Raw genomic sequence first — 17,796 nt, forward strand, 5'->3', positions numbered from 1 at the left:
ATAGTCTGCAAAGAAGGACCTGCGCGTGCGCAGGCAGGGGACTCGACCCGGTAACAACTGATGTAAAGACGATGAGGAGCAGATAGTGGCGCAGGAACTCAAGCTCGGATACAAGGCTTCGGCAGAACAGTTCGGGCCTCGTGAACTGGTGGAGCTGGCGGTTCTCGCAGAACAGCACGGCATGGATTCGGTTGCGGTCAGTGACCATTTCCAGCCGTGGCGCCACAACGGTGGCCACGCACCGTTCTCACTGGCGTGGATGACGGCGGTGGGCGAGCGTACCGAGCGCGTGCAGATCGGAACCTCCGTGATGACACCGACATTCCGGTACAACCCGGCGGTTATCGCGCAGGCGTTCGCAACTATGGGCTGCCTCTACCCGGGACGCATCATGCTCGGCGTCGGCAGCGGTGAGGCGCTCAACGAGATCGCGACGGGCTTCCAGGGCGAATGGCCGGAGTTCAAGGAACGCTTTGCGCGTCTGCGGGAGTCGGTTCGGCTGATGCGCGAGCTGTGGCTCGGCGATCGCGTCGATTTCGAGGGCGAGTACTTCACCACGCGTGGCGCGTCGATCTACGACGTTCCCGAGGGCGGTATCCCCGTGTACATCGCAGCGGGTGGGCCGGTTGTCGCTCGTTACGCCGGCCGCGCCGGTGACGGCTTCATCTGCACCTCCGGCAAGGGCATGGATCTCTACACCGAGAAGTTGCTGCCGGCAGTTGCCGAGGGCGCCGCCAAGGCAGAGCGCGATGTCGCCGAGATCGACAAGATGATCGAGATCAAGATCAGTTACGACACCGATCCCGAAGCAGCTCTCGAGAACACGCGTTTCTGGGCGCCGCTTTCACTCACACCGGAGCAGAAGCACAGCATCGAAGACCCCATCGAGATGGAAGCTGCAGCCGACGCGTTGCCCATCGAGCAGGTCGCGAAGCGCTGGATCGTCGCATCCGATCCCGATGACGCCGTCGAGCAGGTCAAGGCGTACGTCGACGCGGGATTGAATCACCTGGTGTTCCATGCGCCGGGCCACGATCAGCGACAGTTCCTCGATCTGTTCGAGCGTGACCTGGCTCCGCGGTTGCGCGCGCTGGGTTAAATTGCCCCGTAACGGCGTCTGCCACTGAACGCGTGGCAGGCGCCGTTCGTCTTTTCCCGTCGGTCCTGCATCTGTCCCTGACGGATCGGACGAGGCGCCCCCACTAGGCTGTTGGGCATGTCGTCAGCGCCCGCAGCCGTGTCGAGTGTCTACATCGCTTCCCCCGAAGGTGATACCGGGAAGTCCACCATCGCATTGGGCGTGATGCGGATGCTGTGTGCGAGCGTCGCCCGTGTCGGTGTCTTCCGCCCCATCGCCCGGTCCACCGAGACACCCGACTACATCCTCGAACTGCTGCTCGAACGTTCGACGGCTGATCTCTCCTACGACGACGCACTCGGCGTCACGTACGAGCAGGTGCATGCGGATCCCGAAGCGGCTCTGGCGGATATTGTTGCGAAGTATCACAACGTGGCCGCGAACTGCGATGCCGTCGTGATCGTCGGCAGTGACTACACGGACGTGGCAAGTCCGAGTGAATTGAGCTTCAACGCCCGGATCGCAGCCAACCTGGGCTCCCCGGTATTGCTGGCCGTCCGCGGGGCACGTCGCAGTGTCCAGGAACTGGCGCAGCTTGCTCAGTTGTGTGCCGGGGAACTGTCGGCCAACCATGCACACCTTTTGGCGGTGGTGGCGAACCGTTGTGATCCCGACAAGCTCGACGAGGTCACCGAAGCTTTGTCCGGGCTGGGGGTTCCGACGTGGAGCCTGCCCGAGATCCCACTCCTCGTTTCGCCGACCATGGCCGAGTTGATGGAAGCAACGGGAGGCGAATTCTATTCGGGTGACGCCGAATTGCTGCATCGTGAAGCGTTGAAGGTGATGGTGGGCGGAATGACCGCCGAACATATTCTCGAGCGACTGACCGAGGGCATGGTCGTGATCGCTCCGGGTGATCGCTCGGACGTTCTGCTGGCGTTGATGAATGCGCATGAAGCAGAAGGTTTTCCGTCGTTGGCCGGGATCATCATGAACGGCGGGATCACTCCGCATCCCGCGATCGCCGCACTGATGGCGGGGCTCAAGCAACGCCTCCCCATCCTGACGACGACACTCGGCACCTTCGACACTGCCAGTGCCGCAGCGCAAACGCGTGGACGCGTCGCAGTCGGCTCACAGCGCAAGGTCGATACCGCGCTGAGTTTGATGGAGCAGCACGTTGATGCCGAGGCTCTTCTCGATCGCATGGCACTGCCGATTCCGTCGGTGATGACACCGCAGATGTTCGAGTACAAGTTGATCGACCGCGCACGAGCAGACCGTAAACACATCGTTCTTCCCGAAGGCGAAGACGACCGCATCCTGCGCGCTGCCGGCCGAGTGCTGCAGCGTCAGGTCGCGGATCTGACAATTCTCGGAGACGAGGCGAGCATTCGGCGCCGTGCCGCGGAATTGGGCGTCGATATCAGCGATGCCCGGATCCTGGCGCCCGCGCAGTCCGAGTACACGGAGCGATTTGCGCAGGAGTACACCGCGATTCGTGCGCACAAGGGCATGACGATCGAACGTGCCCGCGAAGTGATCGCAGACATCTCGTATTTCGGAACCATGATGGTGCACTTGGGAATTGCCGACGGTATGGTCTCGGGTGCGGCGCACACCACCGCGCATACGATCCGGCCGTCGTTCGAGATCATCAAGACCGCACCGGGTGTGTCGACGGTGTCCAGCATCTTTCTGATGTGCCTGGCCGACCGGGTGCTGGCCTACGGCGACTGCGCTGTGGTCCCGGACCCCAGTGCGGAGCAGTTGGCGGACATCGCCATTTCGTCCGCGCAGACGGCCGGTCAGTTCGGGATCGACCCACTGATCGCGATGTTGTCGTACTCCACCGGAGACTCGGGGTCCGGCGCAGACGTGGACAAAGTGCGTGCGGCAACCGCGTTGGTGCGTGAGCGTCGACCGGATCTGTTGGTGGAAGGCCCGATTCAGTACGACGCCGCTGTCGAGCAGAGTGTGGCGGACAAGAAACTGCCGGATTCGCTGGTCGCCGGCAAGGCGACGGTGTTCGTGTTCCCCGACCTCAATACCGGCAACAACACGTACAAGGCTGTGCAGCGTAGCGCCGGCGCCGTGGCTGTCGGCCCGGTACTGCAGGGTTTGAACAAGCCGGTCAACGACCTTTCGCGTGGTGCGCTGGTCCAGGACATCGTCAACACCGTGGCCATCACGGCTATTCAGGCACAGGGAGCACAGGCGTGAGCGGCACCGTATTGGTCATCAATTCCGGATCGTCGTCCATCAAATTTCAACTGGTACATCCTGATACAGCAGAACTGGTCGCGCACGGGCTCATTGAACGTATCGGTGAACCGGACGGGCATATCGTCTACAACCACAGCACCGGGTTAGTGGATCGCAACCTGCCCATTGCCGATCACCGCGACGGCCTGAAGTTGGTTCTCGACATAGTCGCGGAGGTGGGGCGGCCACTGCGGGAAGCCGGCGTGATCGCCGTCGGCCACCGGGTAGTGCACGGCGGAAATGTCTTCTCGGCGCCGACGTTGATCGACGACGCCGTCGTCGCCGAAATTGCCGATCTGTCCGCCCTTGCGCCGCTTCATAATCCGGCTAATGTGATCGGCATCGAGGTCGCTCGCGAAGAACTGCCCGACGTTCCCCACGTCGCCGTCTTCGACACCGCGTTCTTCCACACCTTGCCGGCGGCCGCGTCGACTTACGCGATCGACCGGGATGTCGCGACAGCCAACCAGATTCGGCGTTACGGATTTCACGGCACGTCACACGAATACGTGTCCGGACGCGCTGCCGCATTCCTCGGCAAAGATCCGGCCGAACTGAACCAGATAGTTCTCCACCTCGGAAACGGTGCTTCGGCCTCGGCGATCAAGGGCGGTAAGGCAATCGACACGTCGATGGGCCTCACACCGCTCGAAGGTCTGGTCATGGGAACCCGCAGCGGTGACATCGATCCCGGCATCATTCTGCATCTCAATCGAAACTCCGGAATGACGGTCGACCAGATCGACGACCTGCTCAATCGCCGTTCCGGGCTCAAAGGGCTGTCCGGAGTCAACGACTTCCGGGCGCTTCTCGAGTTGGTGGACGCCGGGGATCAGGACGCGAAGCTGGCCTACGACGTCTACGTGCACAGGCTGCGAAAGTACATCGGCGCCTACATCGTCGCGTTGGGCGGCGTCGACGTCATCACCTTCACCGGTGGGGTCGGGGAGAACAACATCGGCGTGCGGCGTGACAGCCTCGCGGGCCTCGGGCGTCTGGGCATCGAGGTCGACGACGCGCTCAATACGACGAAGAGTCGCGACGAGCGACGGATCTCGGCGGCGTCGTCGGCCACCGCGGTACTGGTTGTTCCCACCAACGAGGAGTTGGCGATAGCGCGCGCAGCACAAGCATTGGTGTTTGGATAGCTCCCTAGAACGTGCTGTACGGCCTGAAGTTGTTCGCGAGGTCGACCAGGGCGTACCGGTGCGTTCGCGACGTCGTCGTGCGAGCCAGCGCCCGTAGGCAGGCTTCGGCGCCCGTGCGCAGTCCTCGCTGGGTGAACGGCAGGTCGAGGATGGGTTCGTTCGGGTCGCGCGAACGGTTGCCGGCTTTGATCCAATCTAGTGCGGTGCCCAGCACCAGGGTTCGCAACTGAAGGCTCCGGCTCTCGTCGGCGGGCAAGGCGTGGACGCGTCGGGCAGCTTCGCGCAGGGTTGCTTCGTCGAGTTCTGCGATGGGCACGCAGGAGAGCATGGTCAGCACGCTGGACATGCGGGCAACGTTGTAGTGACGTGAACTGGTGGGAACTTCGTCGAGTGCGGCGATGGCATCGGCCTTGTTGCCGCGGTCGGCGAGTTGGCGTGCCAATCCGAATGCGGCGCTGACGTAGTTGCGGTCGGTCCGCCAGACTGTGAGGTAGTACTTTTCGGAATAGCGGCGCCATTGGTCGGGGTCTTCGGAATCCCACTGTTGCAGTATCAATTCGGCTGTTGCGGCTAGAGCGAGCTTGGGTGCAATTTCGCCGGGGAGGGCGTTCAGGACCGACTCGAACTGACTGAAGGCGGACTCGAACTCGTTGTGATGCAACGCAGCAAGCCCGCGGTACCACTCGATCTTCCAGTGGTCTCCGATCGCAGCGTGTAGGTCGTCCAAGATTGCCTGCGCAGAAACGGGATCACCCAAGTCCAGACGAGCCTTGGCCTCGGCCAAACGGAATTCGCCGGAAAACGCGACTTCAGCGGTTCCGACAACCCGATCGATTCCGCCTTCGCGGGCTCGCTGGAGGGCGTCCAGAGTTTGCAGTGGCTCGCTGTGCACTGCGGCGGCAAGCAGGAGCGCGCTCGGATCAGCCGGGTCGACCAACGGGAGGGGCAGTGCGTGCGCAACTTCGAGTGGATCAAGACCGCTCTCGCGGGGCACGCCGTCGACATACACGTCCGTTTGCGCCACCAGGTTGTCGGTGCCGAAAGATGTTCTCTGTCTGCTGAATACATTCGACAGTCCCGGATTTTCCTGGCCGCTCTGCTGGGCGAGGACTTCGCGGAGAACGCCGATCAGTTGGCCACTGATCTCCTCCGCAGACTGGAAACGCTTTTTGGGATCGGGATCGGTTGCGCGCAGAAGCAAGCGATGAAAAAACTCGAATTCGCGGAGCGCGGGTTCGTCTGCGGGATCAGGGATACCGTCCAGGTAGCGGCCGTGTTTGGAGGGCATGTCGAGGGTGAGTACGGCCAGGGTGCGACCCACCGTGAAGATGTCGGATGCGACGGTCGGCCCGGTTTCGATGATCTCGGGAGCCTGGTAACCGGCTGTGCCGTAAAGGAATCCGTAATCTTCGATCCCCGAGACTGCGCCCAGGTCGATCAGCTTCAACTGATCTTCGGTGACCATGACGTTTTCAGGTTTGAGATCGTTGTACGCCAATCCGATGGAATGTAGATAGCTCAGGGCGGGAAGGATTTCCAGTACGTACCCGATTGCCTGCTCGATCGGCATGTGACTGGCATCCGGGAAGGCGGCCAGCACCTCGCGCAATGATCGGCCACCGACGTATTCCATGACGATGTAGCCCATGAGGGTGCCGTCGGGGCGCGGATGCTCGACGAAGTTGAAGATCTTGACGATGCTCGGGTGCCCTACCTCGGCCAGAAACTGCCGTTCGGCCACCGCAACAGCTTGTGCTTCGGAATCGCCGAAATGCAAGAGGCCTTTGAGAACTACCCACCGATCACTGACATTGCGGTCGATTGCAAGGTAGATCCATCCGAGGCCGCCGTACGCTATCGGCCCCTGCACTTCGTACTGGGCCGAAACCAGGTCGCCTACTTCCAGTACCGGCCGAAAATCGAAGGTCGAACCACACTTGGGACAGACGCCGCTTTGCCGCGCGGCAGTTCCAGCGGCTTTGCGGCCCACAGGTTCTCCGCATTTCCAACAGAACCGTTTGCGTTCGGGGACCATCGGGTCGCTCATGACCGCCGAGGCCGGATCTACCGGCGGAACGGGCGGAACCTCGACCAGTCCGCCGCCCAAACGGAGTTTGCGCGTCGAACGGGAACGACGGGAACGGTTGGACCGACCCGTCGGTGTGGAAATTGTGGAGGGGTTGGATTCCCGAATCTGCGCGGACGTCTGCTCGAGGCGTTCCGAGGCCTGGGTGAACTCGGGTTCGACGCGCGAAGCCGCTTGTGTCGACTCGTATTCCGGTCCGTCTTTGTCCGTCATCGTCGCCTCAATCCCGATACACGGCGGGTGGGGGACCAGGTGTCGGTCCGAGAGTGGAGAGCCAGCGATCGTAGAGCGAGTTCCACGTGCCGTCGGCGCGGATGCGATCGAGGGTCCCGTTCACGAAACGCACCAGATCGGTGTTGCCGAGATGGATGCCGATTCCGTACGGTTCACTGCCCATCGGTGTTCCCACCACGTCCAGGTACGGATCCTGAGTGGCGAGCCCGGCAAGGAGCGTGTCGTCGGTGCTGATTGCGTCCACCTGACCTTGTTGCAGGAGGACAAGGCAGTCCGACCACATCGGGACGGTGACGGCGATGGCGGCTGGTTGCACTTGTTGCAGACGCATCAGCGACGTGGTTCCGCGGACGGCACAGACTCGTCTGCCGTCGAGGTCGTCGAGGTTGCGAATCGGAGAACCTTTCAGAACCTGGATCCGCTGCTGAGCCTCGAAGTACTGACTCGAGAATTCGATTTTCTCGCGGCGTTCACAGTTGATGGTCAAGGTTTTGACGACGATGTCCACGGTGGACTCCTGTAGCGCCGTAATCCGCTCGTCGGCCGCCAGGATTCGGTACTCGATCTTGTCAGGGTCGCCGAAGAGGTCGCGCGCCACTTCACGGGCGATATCGACGTCGAATCCTTCGAGTTGTCCCGTTGAGGGAGCTCGGAAGCTCATGAGGTTGCTGCCGGTGTCGAGTCCGACGATCAGGCGGCCGCGTTCGCGGATCGCGTCGACGTTGGGCGTCGGCGGACGTGGTACGGCGTTTGCGGGTACCGGTCGAAGGCTGGCAGTCGGGTCCCCGCAGTTGGACGGGGTTGTGGGCGTGGGACTGGGCGCGATGGTCACGTCGGCCGGCAGTGGAGGTTCCGTGTATGCGGTTGTCGGCTGCGCGGTGACGTCCGGGGCGTGGTCGACGCCGCACGAGGTGAGCAGAATTGCCACGGCGCACAATGCTCCGACCAGGGGGCGATGAATCAGGCGACGGCGGTTCACTGGTACTCCCGCAATCTGGGCCAGAAGCCGATACAGATGCCGGCGATGGCGACAACAGCCAACGCCGTCACACCGGGAGCGGAGGCCGAGAGGACGCGCGAAGCATGGGAGATGTCGGCACGGAGGTTCTCGCGGGCATCGACAATTGCCTGCCAGAGAGCGTTGTCGAGCACTCCGTATTCGGCGGCGGAATCTTGTTCTCCGTCACCGACCGTGATCTTCGCGGCCCCGGTGAAGTCGCCGGTTCCGAGACTGTCGGTCATTCGCTGATGCGCTGCCACCCACTGATTGCGCGCATCGAGCGCTCGGGCGAGAACGTCGGTGTCGACTCCGGCGTTTTCGTCGCGCTGTAGGGCTTGGAGGATGGTGTCGACGTTGTTCACCTTCTCGATGAATGCGGCGCTTTCGGCTTCGGTGGAATCGCGCCGAGCCAGACTCAGTGTTTCGACGGTCCGAGCCTGTTGCGCCATAATGCGCGCGCCGGTCAATTCATGCAACGGTCCGGCGCCGGCATCGAGGGCCCGCGACGTGGTCGACGCCGAGATAAGACCGACGGTCAGGATCCAGAGCAGGGCTGCAGCCACGGAAAGCGTGGCCAGGATCAACCCGAGGTTGAACCGTCGTCGGCTGTGTTGTGCAAGCCGAATCTGCGTGGCGATCAACGCGGACAGTACGAGCGCAAATGCTGCGACAGGCCACCAGGGTGGCCGCGCAAAGTCGTTCTGGACCCCGGTTACCTGTGATTCCTGGGCCGAGTGCAGTTGCTGAGCCATCGGAAGCAACGACGTCTGCATCAGATGTGACGCTTCGCTGAGATAAGCGGCCCCCACCGGATTGCCCACCCGATTGTTGGTACGGGCTGTTTCCACCAACCCTGTGTAGACGCTCAGATCGGCCGAGATGGTGGTGAGGGTGTTGTGGCCGACCTCGTCCGCGCTGTCGAGTCCGGCCGATGCGGTCACGATCTCAGCTGACGCTTCACCGATCGACTGGGTATACCGGTTGCGGACCGCCGACGGCTCGAGCCCGCCCCAGATGAAGGCGGTAGATGCTGCGGCGTCGGCCAGCGAGAGTGCGCTGTACAGGTTCTGCGCCGAGTTGGCGAGGGGTTCGGTTTCCTCCAGCACGTTGCCGAGGTGTGTTTGGCGGTTCCCGACGGTGGCGGCGGCCAGCAATCCCGCGGCCAAGGTGAGGAGGATCAGGACCACACCCAACGATGTGAGGCGTCCGGGCGTCGACGCCATGAACGCGCGAAGTTCGGTTCGCAACACCGGTCGTGAGGTGCGGGGATCAGACGCGTCGACGTCGGGGGTCGGGCCGGTGGTTCGAGGCTCGAGGGACGGGGTCACTCGGTTGACCATCGAACACCTCTCTATCTCTGCGCTCACTGGTGAAGGACCGGCCAATTTCGGCGTCTTCGCGAGCATATAAGTATGGTCCACACCTGCGGCTGATTGAACCGGTTAGTGTGGGTCGAAGGCAGAGTTATCCGAGTAGGTAGGGCGAGGGCAGTCGATGCACGGTGACGGTGACGGTTGGTCGATCGGAGCGGACGGTACTCGGCATTGGGGGCGTCACGGCGCCGCCGGATTGTTGTTGCGTGCCCCTGATGCGGACGGAATGCCGATGGTGCTGCTTCAGCACCGTGCGGCGTGGAGTCATCAGGGCGGAACCTGGGCGTTGCCCGGTGGCGCACGCGATTCACACGAGAGCACTACCCATGCCGCTGTTCGTGAGGCCCATGAAGAAGCCGGAATCGACGAGGCTGCGGTCCGGGTGCGCGGTGAGGTCGTGACCATGCGCGCCGAGAGCGGGTGGACGTACACGACGGTGGTCGCCGACGTCGAACGTCCGCTGGACACGGTTGCGAATGGTGAGAGCACCGAATTGCGGTGGGTGCGAGAGGAAGACGTCGATTTGTTGCCGCTGCATCCGGGCTTTCAGTCGGCCTGGCCGGCGCTGCGCACTACGGCCGTTTCACCGGACGCGGGTGAAGGTGCTGGTTGCACCGTCGTGTTGCCTGGTGGTGGGTTCGGCTGGGGCACCGGTGAGCAGAAGGTGTCACCGGCTTAGGAGTTCTCCCGGGTGGACTTTGCCTGACACAGGCGAGGTGCATTTGCCTGACACAGGCGAGGGTGCAATTGCCCGACACAGACAAGAAGGGTCGGACTCGTGGAGTCCGACCCTTTCCTGTGAAAGCTTTGGCTGGGAAGCCAAAATGATGCTCAGCTGAGCGCGCTGGCCGCCGTGAAGAAGGAAATCGCGGTGACGCCGAGCTTGAAGAGGTCATTGAGGGTCTTGATGTCGGTGGGGTCGATCGAGCCGAGTGAGCCGGTGAAGGATTCGGATCCCATGGAAACTCCTTGGTAGATGGTTAGCTAGGAATAAGCTACATCAGGATGTTATCCGACCGTAACCCGAATAACAATTCTGTGGCAAAAATCACATATTTGGACTATTTGGACCGTGAATCGGACAAATTTACGGTTGTTTCCTTGTGTTTGTCCACAAGGTGAACAGATGGTAACGGTTTGAGAGCTGAAAGGTAACTAGCCCGACATCATGTCGGAGAGCCGACGCGCAGCAGCCTGCGGATCAGCGGCTTCCGTGATTGCCCGAACAACGACGATCTTTCTCGCCCCCGCAGCCAGAACCTCGGAGACTCGCTCTTCGTCGATACCGCCGATCGCGAACCACGGACGTGACGGGTTCGCGTCGGCAGTGGATCGAACAAGATCCAACCCGGCCGCGCTGCGATTCGGCTTGGTCGGTGTCGCCCACACCGGGCCCGTGCAGAAGTAGTCGACGCCCTCTTCGATCGCGGCCAAGCTGGCTTGCGCGCGCGAGCTGGTGGAGCGGCCGATGATCACGTCGTCGCCGACCACCGTGCGCGCATAGGGAACGGGGATATCGTTCTGGCCGAGGTGCAAGACGTCGGCGCCGGAGGCCAAAGCCAGGTCAGCACGGTCGTTGACGGCCAGGAGTGCGCCGTGACGCTTCGCGGCAGCGGCAAGAATCCCCAGCGCTACCAGCTCGTCTTTGGCTTCGAGCGGACCGAATTCGCGCTCACCCGCGGAACCTTTGTCTCGAAGTTGGATGATGTCGACGCCACCCGACAATGCGGCCTCCGCGAACTGTGCGAGGTCGCCTTTGTCGCGGCGCGCATCGGTGCACAGGTACAGCCGTGCTGCTGCCAGGCGTTCGCGCCGGTCGGTGACGTTACTGGGATGTGTGGGGTGCACGGAGCAAACGGTAGCCTCTAGGGAGCAAGGTTCGACACGGGAGTCCCGAAACTGCGCTGTCGCATTTGATGCGAAGGGCGAAGTTCGTGGGGTTGAGAGGGGATCGCGGAAGATCCCGACCGTCAGACCTGACCCGGATCATGCCGGCGCAGGAAGCGGAGGTGGAGTTACATGAGTACTCAGACACGCTCGGTCGCGGTGGTCGGCGGCGGAGTCATCGGACTATCCATTGCCTGGCAAGCAGCGCGCGACGGATGGGCAGTGCAGCTGTACGACCCAGCAGTCGGAACCGGCGCCTCCTGGGTAGCTGGTGGAATGCTGGCACCGCTGTCCGAAGGGTGGCCTGGAGAAGAGACCGCGCTGACCATCGGGGCGGCTTCGCTGGCGCGGTGGCCGGAGTTCGCAGCGAGGCTCGAGACGTTCGGACCGTCGGTGTTCACGGGCGACACTTCACTCACTGTTGCATTGGACAGCGCCGACGCCCAGGACTTGAACACCATCGCCGAATGGGTCAGCGCACAAGGGCATGAACTCCAGGTCTTGAGTCGCAGCGAGGTCCGCGACCTCGAACCGATGCTCGGCCGGGGAATCAGATCGGGGCTCATGGCTGTCGGTGAATCCGCCGTCGACAACCGAGCGTTGCTGACGGCATTGCAGGCGGCCTGTATCGCATCCGGCGTCGAACTCATCGAGCGGACAGTGCACGACCTCGCCGAACTCGACACGGATCAGATCGTTCTGACGGCGGGGATCGCCTCGCCCAAGCTCTGGCCCGGACTGCCGGTTCGGCCGGTCAAAGGCGAAATTCTGCGTCTACGCGGCAGGCCCGGAGTGACGCCGGCGCCCAGCCGGACCATCCGCGGAAGTGTCCACGGGCGGCCCGCGTACCTGGTGCCCCGCGGCGACGGAATCGTGGTCGGCGCAACACAATACGAATCCGGTGACGACACGCAGGTCACGATGGCGGGCGTGCGCGATCTGATCAACGACGCCGAGGCGCTGATGCCGGCGATCGGCGAATACGAACTGTACGAATGCGCTGCAGGCCTGCGTCCTATGACGCCGGACAACCTGCCGTTGATCGGACGCGTATCCGAGCGCGTCGTTGTCTCCACCGGACACGGCCGCAACGGAATACTCCTGACGCCGGTCACGGCAGACGCAACACTCGCATTGCTGAACGGCACATCTTTGGTCGAGGTAAAAGGAACCGAACCGCAACGGTTCGGAACCGGTAAGGAAATTTCATGAGTGAGCAGATCCCGATCGGGATCACCGTCAACGGCGAAGATCTCGAGTTCGATCGAGCCGTCACGGTGACTGAACTTCTGGCGCATCGAGGGTTACCGAGTAAGGGAATTGCCGTCGCCGTCGACGGTGCACTGTTCCCGCGCGGACGCTGGGACGAATCCGTCGAGCGTGGTTGGGAAATCGAGATCCTCACGGCGGTGCAGGGTGGCTGAGCAGGAACTTCTCACAATTGCCGGCCGAACCTTCGGTTCGCGGCTCATCACCGGCACGGGTGGCGCGGCCAACCTCGCGGTTCTCGAAGAAGCCTTGGTTGCGTCCGGCACCGAACTGACGACCGTGGCGATGCGACGCGTCGACGCCGCCGGCGGTACCGGTGTGCTGGATCTTTTGCGCCGGCTCGGTATCGAACCGCTACCCAATACTGCCGGATGTCGCGGAGCGGCAGAAGCAGTGCTGACGGCGCAGTTGGCGCGTGAAGCGCTCGAGACTAACTGGGTGAAGCTCGAAGTCATCGCCGACGAGCGAACGCTGCTCCCCGATGCGATCGAACTGGTCTCTGCCGCAGAACAATTGGTGGACGACGGATTTATCGTCCTGCCGTACACCACGGATGATCCAGTGTTGGCTCGTCGGCTCGAAGACATCGGGTGCGCGGCCGTGATGCCACTAGGCTCACCCATCGGCACCGGGCTCGGTATCGCGAATCCCCACAACATCGAGATGATCGTCGAAGGTGCCGGCGTACCCGTCATTCTCGACGCCGGAATCGGAACGGCCAGCGACGCCACACTCGCGATGGAACTGGGTTGCGACGCCGTATTGCTGGCAACCGCCGTCACCCGCGCCAAGAATCCCGCGCTGATGGCGTCGGCGATGCGGCACGCGGTTGTTGCCGGGTTCGAGGCCCGTCACGCTGGGCGTATCCCGAAACGGTTCTGGGCGCAGGCATCTTCCTGAGGGTTTTGTCAGGGTGGTCCCCAGGGTCGGTGTCGTACCTGGGTACCACTGCGGACTAGACCTGTGGACGATGCGCGGGCGGCATCGGATCGGGCATAGTTCACCCCATGATTGAACTGAGGGGATTGACCAAGGTTTACGGTCCGACAAAAGCGGTGGACGATCTGACGTTCACCGTCCGTCCCGGCATCGTCACGGGGTTCCTCGGACCCAACGGCGCCGGCAAGTCCACCACGATGCGGATGATCCTGGGATTGGATCAGCCGACGTCGGGGCAGGCTCTGATCGACGGAAAGAAGTACCGCGATCTGAAGGCGCCGCTGCGTACCGTCGGAGCTTTGCTCGACGCGAAGTGGGTTCATCCCAATCGCAGTGCCCGTGCGCACCTGCAGTGGATGGCCGCATCGAACGGGATCCCGAAGTCCCGCGTCGACGAGGTTCTCGCCCTGGTGGGACTGTCCGAGGTAGCGGGAAAGAAGGCCGGCGGATTCTCGCTCGGTATGTCTCAGCGACTCGGCCTGGCCGGTGCGTTGTTGGGTGACCCGAAGGTGCTGTTGTTCGACGAGCCGGTCAATGGTCTCGATCCGGAGGGCATCGTCTGGATTCGTAAGTTCATGCAGAGTTTGGCTGCCGAGGGACGTACGGTTCTGGTGTCGAGCCACCTGCTGTCGGAAATGGCTTTGACCGCAGAACAATTGGTTGTCATCGGCCGTGGCCGGTTGATCTCGGATTCTACTGTCGCAGAGTTCGTGGATCGCTCGTCCGAGTCGACTGTGCGCGTGCGTAGTCCTCAGCTCGACGCGTTGCGCAGCGTGCTGACATCGCAGGGTTTGACTGTGCGCGAAGACGGTTCGAGCGTTGTTCCGGCGTTGGTCGTTGTCGATTCCACCACCGAAATCGTGGGCAGCTTGGCCGGTGCACAGGGAATTGTGCTGCACGAGTTGGCTGCTCAGCGCGGATCGTTGGAGGAAGCGTTCATGAAGTTGACCGGTGACGATGTCCAATATCATGCGACCGTTGCCGACGGCGCTCAGAAGGTTATGGGAGGTGCACTGTAATGGCTGTTCTCAGTGCTGAACGAATCAAGATCACCACGACCAAATCGCCGCTGTGGTGCACGATCATCATCATCATCCTCGGACTCGGATTCGCGGCCATCATGGGTACGGTCGCGAAGTCGGCCCTGAACTCGTCGGATATGCAGAGTCACCCCGACCTCGACGTATCTCTCGCAACCGCCGGTATCTCGGGTTTCGGCATGATGGTTCTGATGATCATGGCCGCTCTCGCGATCACCAGTGAGTATCGTTTCGGGACCATTCGCACCACATTCCAAGCGGTTCCGAACCGGGCTTCCGTTCTCATTGCCAAAGCCGGTTTGATCGGTGTCTTCGGTGCTCTCCTGACCTTCGTCCTGTCGTTCGGCGCTTACGCAATGGCCAAGGTCTTCGCGGGCCCGGATGCCAGCGTCGGACTGACCCTGTCGAGCGGTGACGACTGGCGTGCCATTTACGGTCTCGCAATCATCTCGTTCTTCAGCGTGATTCTGTCTGTGGCTGTCGGTGCGATCATTCGCCAGTCGGCGGGCGCCATCGCACTGCTGCTGCTGTGGCCGCTGCTCATCGAGAGCCTGTTCGGTCTGTTCGGCAGTTTCGGCGAAAAGATCACCCCGTTCCTGCCGTTCGTGAATGCGAACCACTTCATGAGTTCCGGATCGTCGAGTATCGACTTCCACTGGGGACCGTGGGGAAGCCTGCTCTACTTCGCGGCTTTCACTCTGGTGGTCTTCGGAGTCAGCGTTGTCTTGGTGAACAAGCGCGACGCCTGACATTTCTCTCAGGTTCCAACGGTCGTTGCAACACCCCGAACGTCAGGGAGTTGCAACGGCCGTTGTGCATTCGGCCATGATCATCATCATTGATCAGCCGAAGGTGCTCAGTTGGGATACGCCCGCTGAGCGTCTTGTCAGTTTGTCTCCACAAAATAGCTTCGTGAGACATCAGAATTGAGCATCCTTCTTGCTTACGCCTTTGTTGATGGTTGGCGGGCAGCAGTCGCAACTCTCCGGTGTAGTTGCCTTGTCACGACTTTCGGGTGCACAGCAGTCGTCATGAGTCGATGACGAACCGAGGGTTAGCAACGTCACTGACGGTCGATCCGGCGTAGATACGGGTAGTGGTGCGGGTGCGCAGCAAGCGTCACCGAGGTCGTGACGGGGCGGCGCGATACTCACGTTCAACGGGCCTGTTGTGCGCGGAATCTCGGGTTGACCGGGCAGTGGTGTGGTCCGGGCGGCGCGAATCGCGTTGGCGATGACCAGGACTTCGGCGAATTCGTGGACGAACACGACCGTGGCCAGGCCCAGGACACCCGTGGCGGCCAGTGGGATGAGGATGCCGATGATGGCCAAGGAGAGCCCGATGTTTTGGAGCATCACAGCCCGGGCATGGCGCGCGTGAGCGAGGACCTGCGGCAGGTGCCGCAGATCTTCACCCATAAGTGCGATGTCGGCGGTTTCGATGGCGACGTCGGTACCCATCGCGCCCATGGCTATTCCGACATTCGCGGTGGCCAGGGCGGGGGCGTCGTTGACACCGTCGCCGACCATGGCGATGTGGCGCCCTCGCGCGATCTCCGGGAGGAGGCGAGCTTTGTCCTCGGGGAGCAGTTCGGCGTGGACGGTGCTGATCCCGGCTTGCTCTGCCAATGCCTGTGCGGTGCGGTGATTGTCACCGGTGAGCATGGCTGTTTCGATGCCGAGCGCGGTGAGCTGGCGGATCGCTTCCGGCGCCTCGGGTCGCAGTTGGTCACGCACGGCGATCGCCGCGATCACCGCACCGCCGGCTTCGACGAGGACGACGGTGGCGCCCTCTCGCTGTAGGCGGTCGACATCGGCTGCGAGGGCGCCGGGTTCGACCCAGCCCGGTTTGCCCAGCCGCAGTGCTACGCCGCGGTGGGTGCCATGTAGTCCGTGGCCGGCGACGGCAGTGACGTCGTCGGCCGGTTCGACGGTCGCGGCGGCGGCGAGGATCGCTCGGGCGAGGGGGTGTTCACTGCGCGCTTCGAGTGCTGCTGCGGCCGAAAGTGCTTGTTCGCGGGTGGTTCCGGGTGTGGTGACGACGGCGATGACTTCGGGTGCTCCGGCGGTGAGAGTGCCGGTCTTGTCGAGGGCGGCCACCGTGATGCGGCCGAGTTCTTCGAGTGCAGCTCCACCTTTGACGAGGGCGCCGTTTCGGCTTGCGGCACCGATTGCCGCCACCACCGACAGTGGCACGGAGATCGCGAGTGCGCAGGGCGATGCGGCGACGAGCACTACCAGGGCGCGTTCGATCCACAGCATCGGATCGCCGAGGAGTGCGCCGATTCCGGCGACCAGTGCGGCGAGGACCATGATCGCCGGTACCAGGGGGCGGGCGATGCGGTCGGCGAGCCGTTGGCCGGATCCCTTGCGGTCCTGGGCTTCTTCGACGATGTGCACGATCCGAGCGAGTGAGCTGTCGGAGGCGCGCGCGGTGACGTCGACTTCGATGGCTCCGCCGCCGTTGATCGCGCCCGCATGGAGTTGATCGCCCGGTCCGGCTTCGACCGGGACTGATTCGCCGGTGATCGAGGACAGGTCCAGGCTCGTGGTGCCGGCGGCGATGGTGCCGTCGGTGGCGGCGCGTTCACCGGGGCGCACGAGCATCCGGTCGCCGACGGCCAATTCGTCCGGTGTGATCGTGACTTCGCGGCCGCCGCGTAGGACGGAGACGGTCGGGGGCACCAGTGCGAGGAGTGCTCGCAGGCCGTGGCGGGTTTTGGTCACGGCATAGTGTTCGAGGCCTTCGGCGATCGAGAACAAGATCCCGAGCATCGCAGCTTCGGTGATCTGTCCGAGTGCGATCGCGCCGATGGCGGCGATCGTCATCAACGTTCCGACGCCGATGCGGCCGTGTCGTAGGTTCCTCGCGGTGTTCGGCACGAAGGTCGACGCCGCGACCACAGCGGCGACCAGGGCTACCGCTGTGCCGGCGGTATTGGCGTCGGTGAGTCCGATCAGCCAGGAGATCGCCAGTAAAAGCGCTGCTGCGGCGGCTACTTGCAGGTCGCGGACATGCCAGAGTCGTTGCTCACTCTCGTGGGCATCGGGCGCGGGAGGGGCGAGGTCTGGGCCGCAGCACGCGTCAGCCATGGGTGCTCTCCGGTTCGGCTGCAGAGTCGATGTCTTCGGTGCGGCTGCGGGCCAGCACTTTCTGCAGGTCCTCCGGGATCGGCATCGGTGTCATCAGCCCGACAGCAGTGCGTCCGGTGTTACCGACCGGATACCGCCCGGTCAGGGATCCGGGGGCGGCGACCACGATGCGCAGGACCTGTCCGAGAGCCTCGCGGCGATCGTGTTGCCGCAGCGCCAGGGTGAGCATCGAGAGGTGGTTACGGGTGTGCAGCCAGGGGTGTGGTTGCGAGAGGATATGGGCGCGTTCGAGGTGACTCCAGCGGATCGCGTCGTCGGAAGCGGTGTGCGCGGAGGACATTTCACGCTCGTACAGTGCGCGAACTGCGGTGGTCGGTGTCGACAT

15 protein-coding genes and 1 pseudogene are annotated in these 17,796 nt (G+C 62.9%); 9 read left to right on the forward strand and 7 right to left on the reverse strand.

All coding sequences use genetic code 11. The features are described from left to right. Positions 1-85 precede the first annotated feature (85 nt). The 3 genes from fgd to BDB13_RS10520 all read left to right on the forward strand — a co-directional run bounded on the left by fgd (position 86) and on the right by BDB13_RS10520 (position 4,491). On the forward strand, positions 86-1,099 hold the full coding sequence (fgd, locus tag BDB13_RS10510; RefSeq protein WP_094271592.1) for a glucose-6-phosphate dehydrogenase (coenzyme-F420): 1,014 nt from the start codon (positions 86-88) through the stop codon (positions 1,097-1,099). Between the two features lie 117 nt (positions 1,100-1,216). Next, positions 1,217-3,301, forward strand: a complete 2,085-nt coding sequence (gene pta / locus BDB13_RS10515) for a phosphate acetyltransferase (protein WP_094271593.1) — start codon at positions 1,217-1,219, stop codon at positions 3,299-3,301. Then, the gene (locus BDB13_RS10520) at positions 3,298-4,491 is read left to right on the forward strand and encodes an acetate/propionate family kinase (protein WP_094271594.1); all 1,194 of its coding nucleotides are present in this window, start codon (positions 3,298-3,300) and stop codon (positions 4,489-4,491) included. Before pta ends, BDB13_RS10520 begins: the two co-directional genes overlap by 4 nt. A gap of 4 nt (positions 4,492-4,495) precedes the next feature. On the opposite strand, the gene BDB13_RS10525 is transcribed toward BDB13_RS10520, so the two are convergent. From BDB13_RS10525 to BDB13_RS10535, 3 genes are read right to left on the reverse strand one after another with little or no spacing between them, the layout of a single operon-like run. Continuing rightward, positions 4,496-6,790 carry a serine/threonine-protein kinase gene (locus BDB13_RS10525; protein WP_094271595.1) on the reverse strand — a complete coding sequence of 765 codons (2,295 nt, stop codon included), beginning with the start codon at positions 6,788-6,790 and terminating at the stop codon, positions 4,496-4,498. Positions 6,791-6,797: 7 nt separating this feature from the next. Then, positions 6,798-7,733, reverse strand: a complete 936-nt coding sequence (locus BDB13_RS10530; RefSeq protein ID WP_254923010.1) for a glutamate ABC transporter substrate-binding protein — start codon at positions 7,731-7,733, stop codon at positions 6,798-6,800. A gap of 53 nt (positions 7,734-7,786) precedes the next feature. Further along, entirely contained in the window at positions 7,787-9,151 is a 1,365-nt protein-coding gene (locus BDB13_RS10535; RefSeq protein ID WP_094271597.1) for a hypothetical protein, read from the reverse strand. Positions 9,152-9,305: 154 nt separating this feature from the next. Between BDB13_RS10535 and BDB13_RS10540 the strand changes: the two are divergent. Beyond that, positions 9,306-9,761: pseudogene (locus BDB13_RS10540) on the forward strand (NUDIX hydrolase); the annotation flags it as partial. A 254-nt stretch (positions 9,762-10,015) separates the two neighbouring features. On the opposite strand, the gene BDB13_RS32910 reads toward BDB13_RS10540, so the two are convergent. After that, on the reverse strand, positions 10,016-10,144 hold the full coding sequence (locus tag BDB13_RS32910; RefSeq protein WP_254922780.1) for a hypothetical protein: 129 nt from the start codon (positions 10,142-10,144) through the stop codon (positions 10,016-10,018). A 195-nt stretch (positions 10,145-10,339) separates the two neighbouring features. Beyond that, the gene (thiE, locus tag BDB13_RS10545; RefSeq protein WP_094271599.1) at positions 10,340-11,032 is read right to left on the reverse strand and encodes a thiamine phosphate synthase; all 693 of its coding nucleotides are present in this window, start codon (positions 11,030-11,032) and stop codon (positions 10,340-10,342) included. Between the two features lie 171 nt (positions 11,033-11,203). Here thiE and thiO point away from each other — a divergent pair, with 171 nt between their 5' ends. The 5 genes from thiO to BDB13_RS10570 all read left to right on the forward strand — a co-directional run bounded on the left by thiO (position 11,204) and on the right by BDB13_RS10570 (position 15,068). After that, positions 11,204-12,283, forward strand: a complete 1,080-nt coding sequence (thiO, locus tag BDB13_RS10550) for a glycine oxidase ThiO (RefSeq protein WP_094271600.1) — start codon at positions 11,204-11,206, stop codon at positions 12,281-12,283. Further along, a complete protein-coding gene (thiS, locus tag BDB13_RS10555; protein ID WP_094271601.1) occupies positions 12,280-12,495 on the forward strand; it encodes a sulfur carrier protein ThiS in 216 nt (71 codons plus the stop codon). The genes thiO and thiS overlap by 4 nt, the downstream gene beginning before the upstream one ends. Next, positions 12,488-13,240, forward strand: a complete 753-nt coding sequence (locus BDB13_RS10560; protein ID WP_094271602.1) for a thiazole synthase — start codon at positions 12,488-12,490, stop codon at positions 13,238-13,240. Before thiS ends, BDB13_RS10560 begins: the two co-directional genes overlap by 8 nt. 107 nt (positions 13,241-13,347) lie before the next feature. Continuing rightward, entirely contained in the window at positions 13,348-14,298 is a 951-nt protein-coding gene (locus BDB13_RS10565) for an ABC transporter ATP-binding protein (protein ID WP_094271603.1), read from the forward strand. Then, positions 14,298-15,068 (forward strand): ABC transporter permease, encoded by a 771-nt coding sequence (locus BDB13_RS10570; protein WP_094271604.1) that lies wholly within the window; start codon positions 14,298-14,300, stop codon positions 15,066-15,068. Before BDB13_RS10565 ends, BDB13_RS10570 begins: the two co-directional genes overlap by 1 nt. A 171-nt stretch (positions 15,069-15,239) precedes the next feature. Here the strand turns inward: BDB13_RS10570 and BDB13_RS10575 are convergent, their stop codons facing one another. Next, positions 15,240-17,411, reverse strand: coding sequence for a heavy metal translocating P-type ATPase (locus BDB13_RS10575; RefSeq protein WP_094271605.1), 2,172 nt, complete (start codon positions 17,409-17,411; stop codon positions 15,240-15,242). After that, positions 17,404-17,796 (reverse strand): DUF3703 domain-containing protein, encoded by a 393-nt coding sequence (locus BDB13_RS10580; protein ID WP_094274825.1) that lies wholly within the window; start codon positions 17,794-17,796, stop codon positions 17,404-17,406. Before BDB13_RS10580 ends, BDB13_RS10575 begins: the two co-directional genes overlap by 8 nt.

Source organism: Rhodococcus sp. OK302 (genome assembly GCF_002245895.1).
GTDB lineage: Bacteria > Actinomycetota > Actinomycetes > Mycobacteriales > Mycobacteriaceae > Rhodococcus_F.